Below are 17,621 nucleotides of genomic sequence, written 5' to 3' on the forward strand. Positions count from 1 at the left end.
AAAGCGAGCGAACCGAGCACCACGGTCTCGGCACCTGCCGCGCGAAGCCGCGGCACGGTTTCGTGGCGGATGCCGCCATCGGCGGCGAGCACCACAGCCGCCTCGCGGCCGGCGTTCCGCAAGATAGCGCGGGCCTCGCCCAGCCTGTCGCAGGCTTTCTCCGACAGGCCCTGGCCCTTGACCCCGATCGCGGTGCCGAGAAGCGTGACGAAAGCCACCTCGGAAACGAAAGGCGTCACCGCCTCGACCGGCGTTTCCAGCCTCAACACGACACCGGCTTCGGCACCGAGTGCACGCGCCAGCCGCACCGCGCGCAGACCCGATTCGCCATTCTCGGCATGGACGCTGATCATGTCGGCGCCAGCCTCGATGAACTGGCGGGTCTGTTCTTCGACGATCGCCCCATCGACCATCAGATGGACGTGGATGGGCCTGGCCGTCAGTTTGGCAATGCGGGCGACGAGATCGGGGAAGAACAGGAAGGACGGCGCGAAATGGCCGTCCGCGGCATCGATGTGGTGCAGATCGACATAGGGTTCGATGCGCTTCAAGTCGCTCTCGAAATTGGAGAGATTGGCAGACCACGATGAGAATTCGGCGATGAGACGATCGCGCGGCAATGCGGCGATGGCGGCCGGGCCGGACAAAAGTTTCGAGATCATGACTGGTCCTGGTTGTTGAAATTTCTGTCGAGAAACCCACCGATGGCGGTACGGATTTCGGCGAAATGGCTGTTCTTGTCGAGAGTCTTCGGCGTCACCTCGGCGAAGACCGCGTTCGGGATCGTTTCCGCCAGTTCGCGGGCGGTCGCCACGGGATGGACGAGATCGATGCCGCTGCCGATGACCAGCGTGGGCCTTGCAAGGCCGGCGGCTTCGGCCCGCGTCACACCAGGCCCATCATTGGCGATCGACTGCATCACCTCGGCGAAGACGGTTGCATTCTCGCGCTCGAAGAAGCCGAGCAACGAAGCGAGATTATCCGGGGCCTCGCAGCGAAAGCGGGTTGCCGTCGCGGAGGACGCGAAGGCATCGCGCGCCTCGTCCAGCGGAAGCCGGTCGATGAGTTCCGCCACTTCGACGTAAGGCTGCATGTTTTGAGGCGCCGCGTCGAAGGCCCAGGCCGGACGCACGAGCACGAGGCCAGAGACGCGATCCGGGTGATGCAATGCGAGGCGTAGCGCGATCGCCGCGCCCATCGAGATGCCGCCGGCGACAAAGCGCTCCATTCCGGCCGCATCGGCGGCAGCCAGCACATCGTCGGCGAACATCGCGATCGAGAACGGACGCTCGCTGCCGGCACTGGCGCCGCCTTGCGCACGGCATTCGACGGTCAGCCGGCGGCGCGACGGGCCGTCGGGAAAGTTCTGCGCCACCTGGGCGGCATCGCCGCCGAGGCCATGCTGGAAGACGATGGGAAGACCCTGCCCCATGTCGAAGACACGGAGCGCTGCATCGCCGCGCAGCATGATCGTCGGCGCGACACCCATCAGAGCAGCCTTCGCAGGAAGATTGCGACGCCAGGAGCTTCATCGGCGGGCAAGCCGTGCGTGACGAGCGCGCCATCGAAACCCACGCCCTTCAAGCGCGCGACGAAGTCCGGGAAGTCGACGACGCCCTGGCCTGATGTGGCGAAGCGGCCGTCGGCGAAACGGTCCTTGGCATGCGCCATGGCGATGTGGCTGGCTGCCTCATCGATCGCGGCGGCGACGATGGTGCGCGCTTCGTCCGGCGTTGCATGCTCGAACAGGTTGGCGGGGTCGAGCACTATCTTGAGATGTTTGGAGCCCATGTCGGCGATCAGGCGCATCGCATCCCCGGCCGAGGTGACGATGTTGGCCTGCTCGGGCTCGATGCCGAGATCGACGCCGGCGTTCTCGGCCAGCGCCAGCGCCTTTTCCATTTCGGCGGCCATATCGGACCAGGCGGACGGATCAGCATTGTCGGAGTGGTAAGCCCACTGGTCGGCTGCATTGCGTGAACCGGTGCAGAGCGTCACCAGCGGGATATCCAAAGCAGCGGCCGTCTCGATGACGACGCCAAGCCGCCTCAGCCCATCGTCGCGCACAGCCTTGTCGGGATGCGCCATGTTGTAGGTGCCCGACAGCGCGGCCAACGAGACGCCTGACGATCGCGCGGCGGCGCGGATGGCGGCGACGGCATCCGCCGGCACGACATCCGGCATCGACGGCAGGCCGGCGCAGGCGAGATTGAACTGTGTCGTCTCGTATCCGGCCTGCTTGACCGCGGCCAAGACGGCGGCCGGATCGGTGCCCGGAAAAGTCTTGGCGAAGATGCCGAGGCGCATCAGACGGCACCCGAAACCGAGGCAAGTTCAACCCGTTCGCCAGTCTCGACAGAACGGGCAATCGCCACCATGGCGCGGATCGAGGCGATGCCGTCCTCGACATTGGCGCCGCGCATCGGCGCGCCGGTGAGCACGGTCTCGGCAAGCCCTTCGAGCTGGCGGCGGAAGAAATGGCCGTCGGCGCCGAGCGGTTTTCGCGAGGTCGCGTCCTTCTCGTGGAAGATGTCGACCTCGCTGGCGCGGAAATACCAGGGGTTGAACGTCTTGGCGATGACCGAACCATTCTCGCCATAGAGCTGAAACCCTTCGTGCCAGTCCATGCGCACGGCGACGGTCAGATCGAGATGGCCGAGTGTACCGCTGGCGAATTCGGCCTCGACGAACCAGCAATAGGCGCCGAAGCGCTCGTTAAGGCGGGCGCGCACGGCGACGATCTCGCCGCAGAGGAAGCGCGCGGTGTCGACGAGGTGCGAGCCGTGCGCCAGCATGAAATACTGCCTGAGATCAGCCTTCGGATTGCCCGCAGGTTTCTTCGCCAGCCTGCTGGTGACGGGCAGCGGCTGCACCGCATCGGTGTTGGTGTAGCGATGGGTGGAATCGCAATACCAGGCCTTCAGCGCCAGCACGTCGCCGATCTCGTCGCGGACGAAGTCGCGCGCGGCCTCCAGCGCCGGGTCGAAACGCTTCATGTGCCCGACCTGCAGCACCTTGCCGGAGCGCTTGACCGCCTCCGCCAGGGCCTCGCCTTCCTCGATCGAAGTGCCGATCGGCTTTTCGCAGAGAACATGCTTGCCGGCATCGAGCGCCTTGATCGACATCGGCACGTGATAGGCATCTGACGTGGCGACGATGACCGCTTCCAGTTCGGGATCGGCGAGCATGGCGTCATAGTCGGCATACATCTTCTGCGGTTCATAGGTGGCACCCATGCGGGCGAGCAGATCGGGTGCCGCGTCGCAGATGGCGTGGAGGTCGGCATTGCCGGCCTTGACGCAGGATTCCAGATGCGCGAACTGCGCGATCGGGCCGCAACCGAGCACACCGACCCTAAGGCGTCTGTCCTGTTTCTTGATCATCGTCTCAGGCCCCGTAGCCGCGCATCGTCTGGCGGTTGGTCTGGACCGCACCGGCCGGATCGGCGGCCGCGGTGTCGGATTCTTCTTCCAGCACCAGCCAGCCGTTGAAGTTCGGCGCGGTACCGGCGATCTCGATGACTTGTGACGTGTCGCAAACACCTTTGCCCAGCATCGCCCACGTGCCGTTGGCGTCGACGTCCTTGAGGTGGATGTAGCGAATGCGGTCGCGGTAGGTGGTGAGCGTATCGGCCATATCCTTGTGGCCGCGCAGGATGTGACCGGTATCCGGCACCCAGCCGACCAGATCGGCGTCGAGCAAGGCAAAGATCGCGTCGTAATCGGCGCGGTCGAACAGCAGCGTGTTGTGATGGGAACTCGGATGCACCGCGATCTGGACACCGGCCTTGCGGCCGAGCTCGCCGGCCTTGTTGTACAGCTCGGCCGCGATAGCGAATTTGTCGTCGCGCGGCCCGTTGGAGACGACGGTCGCCGAGCCGATCGACACCAGCGCATCGGGAAAGTTTGCCACGAAATCGATCCAGCGCCTGGCGGTTTCGAGGTCGGCGCCGATCTCATCCTTCAGCGTAAAGCCGCTCTTCGAACCGAAGGCGAAGGAAATGAGCGCCAGGCCAGACGACTTCAGCGCGGCGGCGAACTCGGCTGGCTTGCCGGCGTAGCCGCCGATCATGGTGTCGGTGATCTCGATGCCGGCGTAGCCGCCATCCGCGATCGCCTTCAACAGATCGTCGGGGCCACCGGTGAACCGGTCTCCCAGCATTTCCCAGGTGAAGGTCTGGCAGCCGACTTTGAGGTCTTTCACGTTCATCCTTTCATTCCTTGATTCCGCCTATTCCTTGAGGCGGCCCTGCGTCAGGCTTTCGATGATGTGGCGCTGGAAGAACAGCACGAGCATGATCAGCGGAACGGGACGACGGCCGAGGCCGCGGCGATATCGCCCGCCAGCAGATAGGGTCCAATGATCTATTGCAATACACGGGGGCCTGCTCCGTCAGTTCTCCTTGGATGGACATCCTACTTCACCGAGCCCGCGGTCATGCCGGCGAGGAAGAACCTCTGGGCAACGAGGTAGATGAGCAAGAGCGGTAGCGAGCCCAGCACGCTCATCGCCATCATCTGGTTCCATTCGAAGGCGTGCTGTCCCATCAACAGCTGTATGCGATCGGGACGGTGCGCATGGACGTGGACTTCGTCAGCGTCAGCGCAAAGAGAAATTCGTTCCAGCATAACAGGAAGGTGTAGACCGACGTCGCCACGATACCGGGCAGAGAAATCGGGACGATCACTCGCCAGAGCGCTGTCCAACTCGTGCCGCCGTCAACGGCGACGGCTTCATCGAGATCGCGTGGCAACGTGTTCAGGTACCCTGTCATCAGCAGGATCGCATAGGGCAACGTAAACACCAGGTAGGTCAGGATCAGCGCGACATAGGTGTCGAAGATGCCGTACGAAACGACAAGCCCGAAGAAGGGGATCAAAAGTGTGATCGGCGGGATCGTCTGCGTGCTGATGATGAGCGTGTTCAGGCTGCCCTTGCCGCGGAAGTTGAAGCGGCTGAAACCGTAGGCCGCCAGCAAGGCGATCAGCACTGTCAGCACGGTCACCGCTCCCGCCACGAAGTAGCTGTTGAAGAAGAAGCGCAGCTTTACCGGGTCGCCGAGGATGGCTGCATACGCTTCCAGCGTGAAGGCCTTCGGCAGGATGGTTGGTGGCAGGGCAAAGATTTCGGTATTCGACTTGAACGAGCTGCTGAGCATCCAGTAGATCGGGAAGGCTGCGAAGAACAGCCCTGCCGCGAGGGCAACATGCAGCGCGACGGTGATCAGTTTGTCTTTGCCAGAGTTCCGTTTCCTCATGGCGTCCTACCTGGCCCGCTGATAGCGAATATAGAACAGCGTCAGGCCGAGAGAGATCAGCAGGATGACCACAGCGCTCGCCGACGCCTGGGACAGGTTGTAGCTCGAAAACGCCAGCTTGTAGGTGTAAGTGCTGAGGACCTCGGTCGCGTATATCGGACCGCCGCCCGTGGTTATCCAGATCAACGGGAAGACCTGCATGGTCCAGATGAAGTCGAGCAGCGAGATGCTGATGATGATCGGCATCAGCTGCGGGATGGTGATGAAGATCAGCTTCTGGTAGGCCTTCGCCCCGTCGATATCGGCGGCCTCGTAGAAATCCTTGGGAATGCCTTGCAGGCCCGCGAGCAGGCTGACCATGAAAAGCGGGTAGCCCGCCCAGATATTGGCGAAAGTGACGGCGTGCAGCGCGGTCTCGGGCGAGGAAAACCACTCGATCTTGGAACCGATGATGCCCATCTGCATGAGAATGCTGTTCACGACACCGTTCGGCTCAAGCAAGAGACGCCAGATCACGGCGATAATCACCGCGGTGAACAGCCATGGCAGGATGTAGAGCACGCGCAGCACATTGCGCAGCGTCGGATTGATGCGGTCGCTGTTCAGCATGAGTGCGAAGATCATGCCGATGGTCATATGGAAAACGACACTCATGCATGTGAAATAGAGCGTATGCCACAGCGAAGCCCAGAACACGGGATCGTTAAAGATCGCCTGGTAGTGCTTTAGCCCGGCAAAGGATGGATCACGACGCAGTACCGCGCTGTTCTGAAAGGAATAGGCAATCACCGTGACCATCGGCAACAGCATCAGGAGCCCGACTATGAGCAGCGAAGGCGACAGATAGAGATAGGGCGCCACAGCTCGTTTGAGCTTGTGATGGGAGCGCTTCTGCCGGGTCATGGTGGCAACCTCGCGACAAGAGAAAAGAGCTTCAAATACCATTCAGGTTCGTCATCTGCCGGTTGGCCCGCCTAATGGCAGGCCAACCGATAAGTGGGCCGCGAGAGCGGAGCACGCCGATCAGAATTTCGCCATCCAGCCCTTTTGCGCGGCAGCGGCCGCCTCTTCCGGCTTTTGCTCACCGGCAAGCATCTTTTGAGCCTGCACGTCGAACTGGGTCATCAGGTCTTCAGCCACCGGCAGGCCCGTGAACTCGTTGGCGAGATAGCCGGTCTTGAAGATCTCGAAAGCCTTGCCGAACGCCTTGTCGGACGTCACGAAGTCAGGCTTGGCGTTGACATTGCCCGGGAAGGCGTTTGCAAGCGAAACGAGCTTGGCGTTCACCTTTTCGCTCATCAAATACTGGACGAGTTTCCACGCCTCCTCCTGATGTTTCGAGGCCGCGGAGATACCGATGCCCCAGGAGGCATAGGGAAGGCCGCGCTTTCCGGTATAGTTTTCCACGACCGGGACCGGGATGAGGTCGAAATTCAGCTTGGGATTGCGCTTGCGGATAAGGTTCACATGCGCAAGCGAGTCGATCATCATCCCGACGCGGTCGTTGACGAATTCCTCGACCTTTTCCTGCTCGGTCTTGGTGGCGATGCCGGGCGAGATGGTGCCGGCGTCGTTGAGTGATTTGACGAAGGTGAGCATATCCACCACCGGTTTGCCCTCGAGGTCGGGCTTGCCGTTCGACATCATCGATTGACCCGAAGCCCAGACCCACGACATCATGTCGTTCTGGACACCGGACGGCGTTTGCAGCGACAGGGGCAGCACCCAGCCATACTGGTTCTTGTCGGCGTGCGTCATCTTCTTGGCGGCTTCGAGGAATTCCGCGCGGGTCGACGGCAGCTTGGTCACGCCTGCCTGGGCGGCGAGGTCCAAATTCACGAAGACCGGATAGACGAACGAAGCGACCGGGAACATCACCGCCTTGCCGTCCACCTTGATGATATCCGCGACCTGGCTCTTGTCGAAGCCGCTCGTGTCCATCATCGGGTTCATGTCAGCCAGCGCGTTCTGCGCGTTCAGATTGTTTACCCAGGCGCCGTCGAGGCCGACGACGTCGCTGAGCGTTCCGGTTGCCGCACCAACCGAGATCTGGTCTCGCGTGGTCGCGTAGGGGCCGCTGACCAGCGTCACCTTGATTCTGGGGTTCGCGGCCTCGAAGTCATCCATGATCGCCCTGAGCGAGCCAGCCGGCAATTCGGGCTCCCACCATTGGGTGAATTCCAGCGTCGTATCCGCCATGGCGCCGGTTGCGCCAAGCAACCATGCGGTCGCGGCTATTTTCAGCATCGCGGGTTTTATACGGAACGTCATATTCTCCTCCTTCTCTGGGGATCGACCGCACAATGCTGCCGATCGTCTGGTTATTCAGAAGTCTTCTTACGCAGACGCCTCGCCCTCGCCTGCGGGCCTTGCCACGGATCTTCAGATCGCCAGATGCGTCTCGGGATCGAAGAAATGCAGCTTGACGTCATCCAGGGCCAACTGGATTTCCGAGCCTGAGCGGACTGTGCTGACCGGTTCGAATTTCGCCACCGCGTTCGACGCCCGGCCGAAATCCTCCACCGCGTCAGGGTCGCCGGAGTCCACCCTGACCGCATCGATGTTCAGATGGACGATGTGCTCGGATCCGAGCTCCTCGATCGAGGTCACCTTTGCCGGTATCGTCTGATACTTGCGTCCGGATTCGAGGCTGCTGTCATAGAGATGCTCCGGTCGGATCCCGAACACGACCTTGCGTCCCGCATAGGATCTCAAGGCCGGCCTGCGGATGAAGGCCTCATCCCGCAGCCGGACGGCGAAGGTGCCGGAAATCAGGTCGTCGCCCGTCAGGGTCGCCTCGAAAAGGTTCATCGAAGGAGAACCGATGAAGCCGGCAACGAAGGCGTTCACCGGCGATTCATAGAGTCTCTTGGGGGTGTCGACCTGCTGCAGCACGCCGCCTTTCAACACCGCGACCCTGTCCCCCATCGTCATCGCTTCGGTTTGGTCGTGGGTCACGTATATGGTCGTGACGCCGAGCTGCTTTTGCAGGCTGGTGATTTCGGCGCGCATCTGAACACGCAGTTTCGCGTCCAGATTGGAAAGGGGTTCGTCCATGAGAAAGGCGGCCGGCTCGCGCACCATGGCGCGGCCCATGGCAACCCGTTGACGCTGTCCGCCTGAAAGGTTCGCGGGTTTGCTGTCCAGCAGCGACGTCAATTGCAGGGTTTTGGCGATCTTGTCCACGCGCTTCTTGCGCTCGGCCTTCGGCTTGCCTGCCAACCGCATCGAAAAGCCGATGTTTTCGAACACGGTCATATGCGGGTAGAGCGCGTAGCTCTGGAAGACCATCGCGATGTCGCGGTCCTTGGGCGGCATGTCGACGACGTCGATCCCGCCGATCCGAAGGCTGCCGCTGGTGATGTCCTCCAACCCGGCGATCATCCGCAACGCGGTGGATTTGCCGCAGCCGGACGGCCCAACGAGAATCAAAAATTCACCGTCCTCGACCGATAGGCTCAAGTGGTCGATCGCGTTGAAATTGTTCCCGTAGGTTTTGCAGATATTCTCAAGAATGACTTCTGCCATCTTCCTCCCTCCACAAGTCTAATTCACCGCTTTTTATAATTCTCCTCGGCTTATGTTCACCTGCGAAATACTTTCTGCGAATAGTTCAGGCTATGTTCCAGTATCGAGCTGTGCATATTTCAATTCGACTGCCGCCGGCGCGTTCATCGACGCCAGGAATTCCATGACCTGGCCGTCGGTCGGAAGCGCCTCGCGCCCGCCCCGCCCCGTTATCGAAAGGGCCGCCGCCGCGGCCGCGAATGCGACCCGGCGCGCGGTGTCGGCCCCGCGCTCCAATGCAAGGGCATAGGCGCCATGAAAGCAGTCACCGGCGCCGGTCGAATCGACGACGGCGACCCGATGCGGAGGCAGGTGCCAGAGCCCTGTCTCGTCGCGTCCGCGATAATAGACGCCCCTGCCGCCATCCGTCAGAACCACGGCGGACCGCGACGGCAACCATAAGGCATCGAGAATCTCGGCGGGCGATCGGCACTCCGTGAAAGCCCGCGCAAAGCCGAGGGGAAGAATGAGATGGTCGCACAGCGCGATCAGCCTCTCGGTGGCTGGGCCGCTGCTCCATTCGATATCGCCGAGGATCGCAAGGCCGAGATCGCGAGCCCGAACCACGACATCCAGCGTCCGGATCGCGTAACTATCGAGGATCAGGACTGTCGCGCGGCTGAGGACCTCGTCCGAAAAGTCCGGCGCGGTGCCCAGCATCGCTTCGTCGTCATAGGCGATGAACCGCTCCCCATCCGAGCCGACGGTAATCCGCGAGCGCACCGGGCGTGCGTGCGGGTGGCGCGGCGCGAATGCAGTTTCAACGCCGCTCGCAACGAGATCGCACAGCACGGCGTCGTCCGCGGCACTGCCCAGCCATCCGACGAACCCGGCGGTTCCGCCGAGCCGCGCGACGGCGGCAAGGGCAGTGGCGACATTTCCTCCGAAAGCTCTGGTGCTTTGCAGAACCTTCCCCTTGCCCGCCGACAACGGCTGATCGACATAGACGATGTCGTCGATCGCAATAGCTCCGAAGCCGAGGATTGAAGGGACGGTGGGCATCGTTCAGGCACCTGCCTTCGCCAGGGCGTCTTGCGCCGAAAGGCCGTCATGGATGACGCTCCGAAAGGCAATCGCTGCCTTCTCCGGATCGCCATGCCCCCAGAGATTGCGGCCCACCACGGCACCGCGCGCGCCGGCACGGATGGCGTCCGCCGTCTGCTGAAGGGCGCCGAGCAGTGTATCGGTCTTCGGGCCACCCGCGATCACAACCGGCACCGGGCAGGTCCGAACGGTCTCTCGGAACGACTCGAAATCGCCCGTGTAGCCGATCTTGATCACGTCGACGCCGGACTCGTAGCCGATGCGCGCCGCATAGGCAATCTCGTCGGGGGTGAAGACGATTTTTGCGCCGTCGGTGAAATCGCGAGGGTAGATATGCGCGACTACCGGCATGCCGTATCGGGCCGCCGCATTCACCGAATCGGTCAGCCAGCGTATGTATTTGCCCTCGGTCGCGCCGCGTACCGGAATGGCCACGGCCAACGCATCGGCGCCAGCGCGCACCGCATCCTCGGGCGTTGCAATCAGCTCACTGATGCGATCGTCCGGGGTGAAGCAGCCGGCCTGGATCACCAGGGAAGCCTTGCCCGCGTATTGCGGCCACAGGTGGCGCGCGGTGCCAGGCTGGATGCTGACGTAGTCGGGTTTGCCCACCATGACGCGGGCGAGCGCGCCCGGCAGATCGGCAAGACCTCCTTTGCGCACGTCGCCATAGCCGACAAAGTGGTCGACCGCGCCGCCAAAAAGGTTTCCCGATGGATGCGAGAAGAGGCGCGCAAGGCGCACTTTGGTTCCTAGGCTCATGAGTGCAAAATGTCCCAATCGTTTGGTTTCAAAATCCTAGAGCCAGTGTTTGCGAAAGAAACGATAAATGCAATCTTTCGAAAGCTTTCGAATTTGCGTATTTTTTGGTAAGGTGAGCCGAGGCCAGGGCGGTTGCTCGGTGCATGGAGGCGAGGACAGGGCAATGTTGTCAGAGCAGAGACGCCAATCGATCCTGAGTGAGGTGCAACGCAGCGGGCAGGTTCGTACAAAGGACTTGTCCGACGATTTTGGCGTGTCGGAAGTCACGGTGCGTTCCGACCTCGAGATACTGGACCACAAGGGACTGCTGACCAAGACCCGTGGAGGGGCGGTGACCCGGACCACGGATTCGACCACAGCCGCGTTCGCCCGGCGGATGCAAGCGAACCTCGATGCGAAGAAACGCATCGCCCGGGCAGCGGTAGAGCTGTTCGAGGACAACCAATCGGTCATCTTCGACGGCGGCTCGACATTGATGCAGGTTGCCATGCAGTTACCGCCGCTCAACAATGTCGTGGTCGCGGCCACGGCGATGAATATCGTGCAGCATCTGATGCATCGGCCCGGGCTCGACGTGCACATGATCGGTGGCCGGGTCTATCCAGACACGGTGAGCACGCTGATTACCGATGCCGACACGGCTCTCGGCGGCTTGGTGGCGCATCAGGTCTTTGTTGGCGCGCATGCGATCGACTCGTCACTGGATGTGGTCGACGTGAACGAAGACATGGCGCGAACGAAGCGAAACCTGGTGCGCATGGCCCGGCGCGTTGTCCTCCTTGCGGATTCGAGCAAATGGGGCGTCAGCGGGACCTCGAAGGCATTTTCGCTGTCGGGCGTCCATGTGGTGATCACCGACGATGCCCTGCCCGGTCCAATACGCAGCCAGCTGGATAAAATCGGGGCCAAGGTGATCTATGCCTGAACCTGTCGCGATCCCCTGGCCGCAACCGAAAGACCCGATGACCCACGGATTCGCATCGGCGGCCAGCCGTTTTTTCTGTCTGTCATTTTCTCCTCCCAAGGCTGGCAGCCTCCCGACGTCGCCAGCCATTTCCGCATGTTCTATAAAAATTTTACGCGCGTCAATATTTAAAATGTTGTATAGCGATTTTGAAGGCGATCCGGCACCATCGCGACGGATCGGGCAGCGTGACCGCAGTGGGAGGGTACGACAGAAAATGCAGGCAAAATCACAGGCCAAACTCGGCATCGGCGTCATCGGATGCGGCAACATCTCGATGACTTACCTGCGCAATGCCGCGCTTTTCGGCGGCATCGAATTGCGCGCCTGCGCCGATATTTCAGCCGAGATGGCGGCGTTACGGGCCAAGGAATACGGCATTCGGGCACTCGGCGTCGATGCGCTGCTGGCCGACCCCCAGATCGACCTCGTCCTCAACCTCACCATTCCGGCGGCGCATTTCGACATTTCGTTCTCCGCCCTTTCGGCGGGAAAGCATGTCTTCACCGAAAAGCCGCTCGCAATCTCGGCCAGCGACGGGCGCCGGCTGGTGACCGAGGCGGCCAAGCGTGGCCTGCTGCTCGGCTCGGCTCCCGACACCTTCCTTGGTGCGGCCGGACGCAAAGCGCGCCGCCTGATGGACGAAGGCGCCATCGGCCGCCCGGTCACCGGCACCGCCTTCATGATGGGACGCGGCATGGAACACTGGCATCCCAACCCGCAGTTCTACTATCAGCCTGGCGGCGGCCCCGTATTCGACATGGGACCCTACTATCTCACCATGCTGGTCAATCTGCTCGGGCCGGTCGCCCGCGTCATGGCGATGGCGACGAAGGGCCAAGAGGAACGGCTGATATCGGCCGAAGGGCCGTTCAAGAACACCAAATTCAAGGTCGGCACGCCGACCAATGTGCTGTCGCTGCTCGAATTCCGCTCCGGCGCGACCGTCACCTTCGGCGCATCATGGGACGTCTTCAGGCATTCCAACCATCCGATCGAACTGCACGGCACCGAGGGCTCACTGCGCCTGCCCGACCCGGACACGTTCGGCGGCACCGTGTCGCTGTCCGAACGCGGCGCTGAGTGGAAGGATTTCGCCAGCGAAGGCGAACTCTACGGTGACCGCAACTGGCCTTACGCGGCGCCCAACCGCGCCAATTACCGCATGCTCGGCGTCGCCGACCTGGTGCATTCGCTGCGGACAGGCGCCACACCCCGAGCTTCCGGCAATCTGGCCCTGCATGTGTTGGAGATCATGGAAGCGATCCTGCATTCGGGCGAGACGAAAAGCTCGGTTGCGATCGCAGGTGACGTCGTCCAGCCGGCCCTGCTCAGCGAAGACGAGGCACGCGGCCTGCTCGCCTGACCCGCAGCGGAGATGACGATGACACTCGATCCGGATGCATTGCGTGCCCTCGAAATCGGCCGTGCCGCCGGCGGCGAACCGTTCGAGAATGGCAGCGTGGCGGCGGCACGGGCCGCCTATATCGCTTCGTTCCCGGCTCAGCAGGGCGAGCACGAGCCGGTCGCGGCAACCGGACAGCAGCAGATCGACGGGCCGAACGGCCCGGTCACGATCCGCATCCATCGCGGTATCGGCGCGCCGCGGACCGGGGCGCGCGCCGTGCTTTACCTGCACGGCGGCGGCTGGGTGATCGGCAATCTCGATTCGCATGACGAAATCTGCCGCTGGCTGGCCAATCTCGGCAACGCCGTCGTCGTCTGCCCCGATTACAGGTTGGCGCCGGAGGACAAGTTTCCCGCCGGGCTGGAGGATTGCGCGGCGGCGCTCCGCTTCATGGCCAGGAACGCTGGCGAACTCGGCATCGACCCAGCCCGCATTACGGTTGCCGGCGACAGCGCTGGCGGCAACCTTGCCGCCGTTCTGGCGTTGCTTGTCCGCGACGGGCTGGCGCCGCCGCTTGCCGCCCAAATCCTGATCTATCCCAACACCGATGCCCGCCAGACGGCGGACAGTTACCGGCGTTTCGGCGACGGCTTCGGGCTCACCGCCGCCACCATGGCCTGGTTCCGCGACCACTATGTGCGAACGCCTGATGACATCGCGGATTGGCGCGTATCGCCGCTGCTGGCCTCCAGCCTTGCCGGCGCACCACCGGCCTTCGTCGTGATCGCCGGCCACGACATCCTTGCCGACGAAGGCACGGCCTTTGCCGAGCGCCTGGGCGCCGACGGAGTGCCGCTGGTGCTGCGACACTGGCCGGGTCAGATCCATGGCTTCGTCTCAATGGGCCGGCACATCCTGGCCGCACGGCAAGCGGTGAGCGAGGCCGCGGCCTGGCTTCAGCGGCAGACGGGTGTTCAGGCCGACTGACGCATCACCAGGGTCGCGCCAAGCTTGACATTGCGCGCCAGATCCTGGCCGGGCGGGTCAGCCTCGTCCAGAAGCGCCAGCAGGATCTCGACGCTGCGGCCAGCCATGGCAGCGAAGTCCTGCGCCATGGTGGTCAGCGCGGGACAGGTGTAGCGGCTCAGCGGATGATCGTCATGAGCGGCGACACGGAAATCGCAATCGGCGCGGCGGCCGATCTTCAGCCCGCGCGAGAAGGCAGCCGACATCACGCCGAAGGCGAGACGGTCATTGGCGCAGAGCAGCGTGCGGGCCGGCAGGCCGCCGTTCCCGAGCGTCCTGTCCATCCATTCGTGACCGATGCGCTCGAAGTCCCAGCTATAGTCGCCCGCCGCCTTGAGAACGGTGGGCTCCAGGCCGGCGGCGTGCATCGTGTCGATATAGCTCTGCAGCCGTTCGCTCGAATTGTGATTGACGTGCGGGATGTCGACATAGACCGGCGGTTCGCCGGACCGGCAGAGATAATCCACGATCGTCGAGGTGCTCTGGTGGTTGTCATTGCCGACGAACGGCGTGTCGCCTTCGATATAGGTGTCGAAATAGACGATCGGGATGTCCTCGCTCATCCGCTCGAAGACGCCGGGCTCGGAGACCAATCCCAAGGGCGCGACGATGGCGCCGGCGACCTTCAGCGACATCAGCGTCCTGACTGATTCGGCCTCCAGCTTCGGCGAACCGTGCGAGGAGATGACGATCGGCCAAAACCCTTCGTCGCGGCAGCGCAGTTCGATGCGGCTGACCATCTCCGCGTAGAACGGATCTGTGATCGCCGGCACGACGATGCCGACATTGCGGGTGCGCTTGCGATTGAGATTGCGGGCAAAAACATTCGGCTGGTAGTCGGACGAACGAAGCGCCGCCTCGATGCGCGCTCGTGTCGCCGGCTTCACGCTGGCCGGATCGTCAAAGTACTTCGACAGGGTCGGCCGGGACACGCCGGACGCCCTGGCGAAATCATCCATTGTCCGGTGCGTCTTTTCCGCCATCGATATTTCAGGCTCCTTGCCCTCAATGCCAGCCTTCGCGCACCGGCCAGAATCAGTCTTGCGACCATTGCGCTGAGGCAGCATTGCTTGACCGAACTTATTCAGTCAAATTTCCATGTTTCCACTACAACGCAAAAGCATTGCGCACGTCAAATTATTTATTGACGCTTTAAAAATGGCAACTTAGGTTTTGAACCCGCACGGACATGCGGATAGCGCATGGCAATCGGACGCCGTCCGTCCGGCAGATGGTGAGGACATGAAGAAACTGGTTTGCGCCGGCGAGATCCTGGTCGAGATCATGGCCGAGCGGATCGGCCAGAGTTTTCGCGCTCCCGGCCCGCTGGTCGGTCCGTTTCCGTCAGGCGCTCCCGCCATCTTTATCGATCAGGCGGCGCGGCTCGGCCAGCCGGCCGGACTGATCGCAGCGGTGGGCGACGACGATTTCGGCCATTTGAACATCGAGCGCCTGCGCGCCGACGGCGCCGACATCTCGGCCATTGCCGTCCATCAGGGTGCTGCGACCGGAACCGCCTTCGTCACCTATGAGACCGATGGTAGCCGGCACTTCGTCTACAACATCAAGCAGAGCGCCGCCGGCCTGATCGAGATGGGCGCGGAAGCGCGCGTGCTGCTGGCCGGCGCCGACCATTTTCACGTCATGGGCACATCGCTGTTCTCGCCCGAGGTGATCGAGGTTGCCCGCAACGGGATCGAAGCCGTCAAGACGCGCGGCGGCACGGTCTCCTTCGACCCCAACATCCGCAAGGAAATGCTCGATCTGCCAGGCATGCGCGACGCCCTGCATTTCGTGCTGTCGAAGACCGATGTGTTCCTGCCGAGCGGGCCGGAACTCTTCACCTTCGCCGAGGCAACCGACGAGGAGAGCGCGGCGCGCGAAATGCTGGACCGCGGCATCTCCGCCGTGGTCGTCAAGAAGGGCGCGCAGGGCGCCGTTCACTACGACCGGTCAGGGCGCATCGCTTCACCCGGCTTCGTTGTCGACGAAATCGACCCGACCGGCGCCGGAGACTGTTTTGCGGCAGCCTTCGTCTCCTTCTGGCTGCGTGGAGAAGCACCCGAGAGAGCGCTCGAGATCGCCAATGGCTGCGGCGCACTGGCGGTGACGAAGAAGGGACCGATGGAAGGCATCGCCTCGCTGGCCAAGGTCGAGGCGTTCATCGCGACCAGCAAGACCGGAGCACCGGCATGAGCCAGGCGACCGACAGGCTGGCCGCCATAGCGTCGGGCCGTGCGGCCGGCGAACGCTGTGGCATCGCCTCGATCTGCTCGGCCCATCCGCTGATCATCGAAGCGGCGCTGCGCCACGGCAAGGCGCGCGGCACCGACGTCCTGATCGAGGCCACATGCAACCAGGTGAACCACGAAGGCGGCTATACCGGCATGACACCAGGCGATTTCCGCCGCTTCGTCGAGGCCATCGCCGGCAAGGCCGGCTTTCCCCTGGACAGGCTGGTGCTCGGTGGCGATCATCTCGGCCCCAATCCCTGGAAGCACCTGCCGGCACCTGAGGCCATGGAAAAGGCAGCGCGCATGGTGGATGCCTATGCCGAGGCCGGCTTCACCAAGATCCATCTGGACGCCAGCATGGGCTGCGCCGGCGAAGGCGCGTCGCCGCCAGACGCGACAATCGCCGCACGCGCCGCCGAACTGGCCGAGGTGGCGGAGGCCGCGATTGAACGAACAGGCGGCACCAAGGCTGTCTACGTCATCGGCACGGAAGTGCCGGTGCCGGGCGGTGCCCTGGAAGCGATGGACCATCTGGCGGTGACGACACCGGAGGCGGCCCGCGAGACGGTGCGCATCCACCGCGATGCCTTCAGCCAGCGCGGCCTCGACCAGGCCTTCTTGCGGGCGATCGGCGTCGTCGTGCAGCCGGGCGTCGAATTCGGCAATGCCGAGGTGATCGCCTACCGGCCGGAACGCGCCCGGGCGCTCGCCGGCACGCTGCGCGACCTGCCGCAATTCGTCTTCGAGGCCCACTCGACAGACTACCAGCCGGTCGCCGCACTAAGGGCTTTGGTCGATGACGGTTTTGCCATCCTCAAGGTCGGGCCATGGCTGACCTTCGCGCTGCGCGAAGCGCTCTACGGATTGAGCCACATCGCTGACATTCTTGCTCCCGACCCGGCGCGGGAAAGCCTGCCGGCGGCGATGGAGCGCGTCATGCTGGCTGCGCCCGGCAACTGGAAGAATTACCATCACGGCTCCGAGGCCGAGCAGCGGATCGAGCGACATTTCTCCTACAGCGACCGTATCCGCTACTACTGGCCGGTGCAGGCGGCGCGGCAGGCCGTGAACGCGCTGATGCAGGCGCTGGGCGAACGCGACATCCCCTCACCCCTGATCAGCCAGTATCTCGGCCGTCTCGACCGCGCGGTGGCGAGCGGATCCGTCGCGCCAAAGGCCAGGGAACTCCTCATCGCAGGCGTGACGGATGTTCTCGACATCTATGCCAGCGCAACTGGCTGATCCCGACAGTTATGTCCGTGGCATCAGAACCAGCGCACCCGTGGCGCGGCGCTAGAGCGGGATGAAATTTATAAGAGTCGTGGGATTCCCAAATCATCGCCGTTCTGATTCAACATGCATGCTGGGAGGAGGCCAGCATGGATGGCAGGGTATTCGATGGATCTTCGCGAGCGGGTT

At 63.0% G+C, this 17,621-nt stretch carries 16 protein-coding genes and 1 pseudogene; 5 read left to right on the forward strand and 12 right to left on the reverse strand.

What is annotated here, in order from left to right; translation table 11 throughout:
* The 11 genes and pseudogenes from O7A61_RS25170 to O7A61_RS25220 all read right to left on the reverse strand — a co-directional run.
* The coding region (locus O7A61_RS25170; protein WP_337132124.1) for a ribulose-phosphate 3-epimerase at positions 1-662 on the reverse strand (662 nt) is incomplete at its 3' end.
* Positions 659-1,489, reverse strand: a complete 831-nt coding sequence (locus tag O7A61_RS25175) for an alpha/beta fold hydrolase (RefSeq protein ID WP_337132125.1) — start codon at positions 1,487-1,489, stop codon at positions 659-661. The genes O7A61_RS25175 and O7A61_RS25170, both read right to left, overlap by 4 nt.
* The gene (locus tag O7A61_RS25180; RefSeq protein WP_337132126.1) at positions 1,489-2,307 is read right to left on the reverse strand and encodes a sugar phosphate isomerase/epimerase family protein; all 819 of its coding nucleotides are present in this window, start codon (positions 2,305-2,307) and stop codon (positions 1,489-1,491) included. The genes O7A61_RS25175 and O7A61_RS25180 overlap by 1 nt, the downstream gene beginning before the upstream one ends.
* Complete coding sequence (locus O7A61_RS25185; RefSeq protein ID WP_337132127.1) at positions 2,307-3,383, reverse strand: Gfo/Idh/MocA family protein; 1,077 nt, start codon at positions 3,381-3,383, stop codon at positions 2,307-2,309. The genes O7A61_RS25180 and O7A61_RS25185 overlap by 1 nt, the downstream gene beginning before the upstream one ends.
* Before the next feature lie 4 nt (positions 3,384-3,387).
* Complete coding sequence (locus tag O7A61_RS25190) at positions 3,388-4,209, reverse strand: sugar phosphate isomerase/epimerase family protein (RefSeq protein ID WP_337132128.1); 822 nt, start codon at positions 4,207-4,209, stop codon at positions 3,388-3,390.
* A 206-nt stretch (positions 4,210-4,415) separates the two neighbouring features.
* Positions 4,416-5,257: pseudogene (locus O7A61_RS25195) on the reverse strand (carbohydrate ABC transporter permease).
* 6 nt (positions 5,258-5,263) lie between these two features.
* On the reverse strand, positions 5,264-6,160 hold the full coding sequence (locus O7A61_RS25200; protein WP_337132129.1) for a carbohydrate ABC transporter permease: 897 nt from the start codon (positions 6,158-6,160) through the stop codon (positions 5,264-5,266).
* A gap of 120 nt (positions 6,161-6,280) precedes the next feature.
* A complete protein-coding gene (locus tag O7A61_RS25205; RefSeq protein ID WP_337132130.1) occupies positions 6,281-7,528 on the reverse strand; it encodes an ABC transporter substrate-binding protein in 1,248 nt (415 codons plus the stop codon).
* A 111-nt stretch (positions 7,529-7,639) separates the two neighbouring features.
* Positions 7,640-8,785, reverse strand: a complete 1,146-nt coding sequence (locus O7A61_RS25210) for an ABC transporter ATP-binding protein (protein WP_337132131.1) — start codon at positions 8,783-8,785, stop codon at positions 7,640-7,642.
* A gap of 90 nt (positions 8,786-8,875) precedes the next feature.
* Entirely contained in the window at positions 8,876-9,826 is a 951-nt protein-coding gene (locus O7A61_RS25215; RefSeq protein ID WP_337132132.1) for a PfkB family carbohydrate kinase, read from the reverse strand.
* Positions 9,827-9,829: 3 nt separating this feature from the next.
* Positions 9,830-10,630, reverse strand: a complete 801-nt coding sequence (locus tag O7A61_RS25220) for a class I fructose-bisphosphate aldolase (protein ID WP_027145058.1) — start codon at positions 10,628-10,630, stop codon at positions 9,830-9,832.
* A 163-nt stretch (positions 10,631-10,793) separates the two neighbouring features.
* Between O7A61_RS25220 and O7A61_RS25225 the strand changes: the two genes are divergently transcribed.
* The 3 genes from O7A61_RS25225 to O7A61_RS25235 all read left to right on the forward strand — a co-directional run bounded on the left by O7A61_RS25225 (position 10,794) and on the right by O7A61_RS25235 (position 13,929).
* On the forward strand, positions 10,794-11,555 hold the full coding sequence (locus O7A61_RS25225; protein ID WP_337132138.1) for a DeoR/GlpR family DNA-binding transcription regulator: 762 nt from the start codon (positions 10,794-10,796) through the stop codon (positions 11,553-11,555).
* Positions 11,556-11,811: 256 nt separating this feature from the next.
* Positions 11,812-12,960, forward strand: coding sequence for a Gfo/Idh/MocA family protein (locus tag O7A61_RS25230; protein ID WP_337132133.1), 1,149 nt, complete (start codon positions 11,812-11,814; stop codon positions 12,958-12,960).
* 18 nt (positions 12,961-12,978) lie between these two features.
* Positions 12,979-13,929, forward strand: coding sequence for an alpha/beta hydrolase (locus O7A61_RS25235; RefSeq protein ID WP_337132134.1), 951 nt, complete (start codon positions 12,979-12,981; stop codon positions 13,927-13,929).
* On the opposite strand, the gene O7A61_RS25240 is transcribed toward O7A61_RS25235, so the two are convergent.
* Complete coding sequence (locus O7A61_RS25240; RefSeq protein ID WP_337132135.1) at positions 13,917-14,951, reverse strand: LacI family DNA-binding transcriptional regulator; 1,035 nt, start codon at positions 14,949-14,951, stop codon at positions 13,917-13,919. The genes O7A61_RS25235 and O7A61_RS25240 overlap by 13 nt on opposite strands.
* A 259-nt stretch (positions 14,952-15,210) precedes the next feature.
* On the opposite strand from O7A61_RS25240, the gene O7A61_RS25245 reads away from it, so the two are divergent.
* Both O7A61_RS25245 and O7A61_RS25250 read left to right on the forward strand, forming a co-directional pair.
* The gene (locus O7A61_RS25245) at positions 15,211-16,164 is read left to right on the forward strand and encodes a tagatose kinase (protein ID WP_337132136.1); all 954 of its coding nucleotides are present in this window, start codon (positions 15,211-15,213) and stop codon (positions 16,162-16,164) included.
* Entirely contained in the window at positions 16,161-17,444 is a 1,284-nt protein-coding gene (locus tag O7A61_RS25250) for a D-tagatose-bisphosphate aldolase, class II, non-catalytic subunit (RefSeq protein WP_337132137.1), read from the forward strand. Before O7A61_RS25245 ends, O7A61_RS25250 begins: the two co-directional genes overlap by 4 nt.
* Positions 17,445-17,621 lie beyond the last annotated feature (177 nt).

Source organism: Mesorhizobium sp. Cs1321R2N1, from assembly GCF_037179725.1.
In the GTDB taxonomy this organism is placed as follows: Bacteria; Pseudomonadota; Alphaproteobacteria; order Rhizobiales; family Rhizobiaceae; genus Mesorhizobium; species Mesorhizobium salmacidum.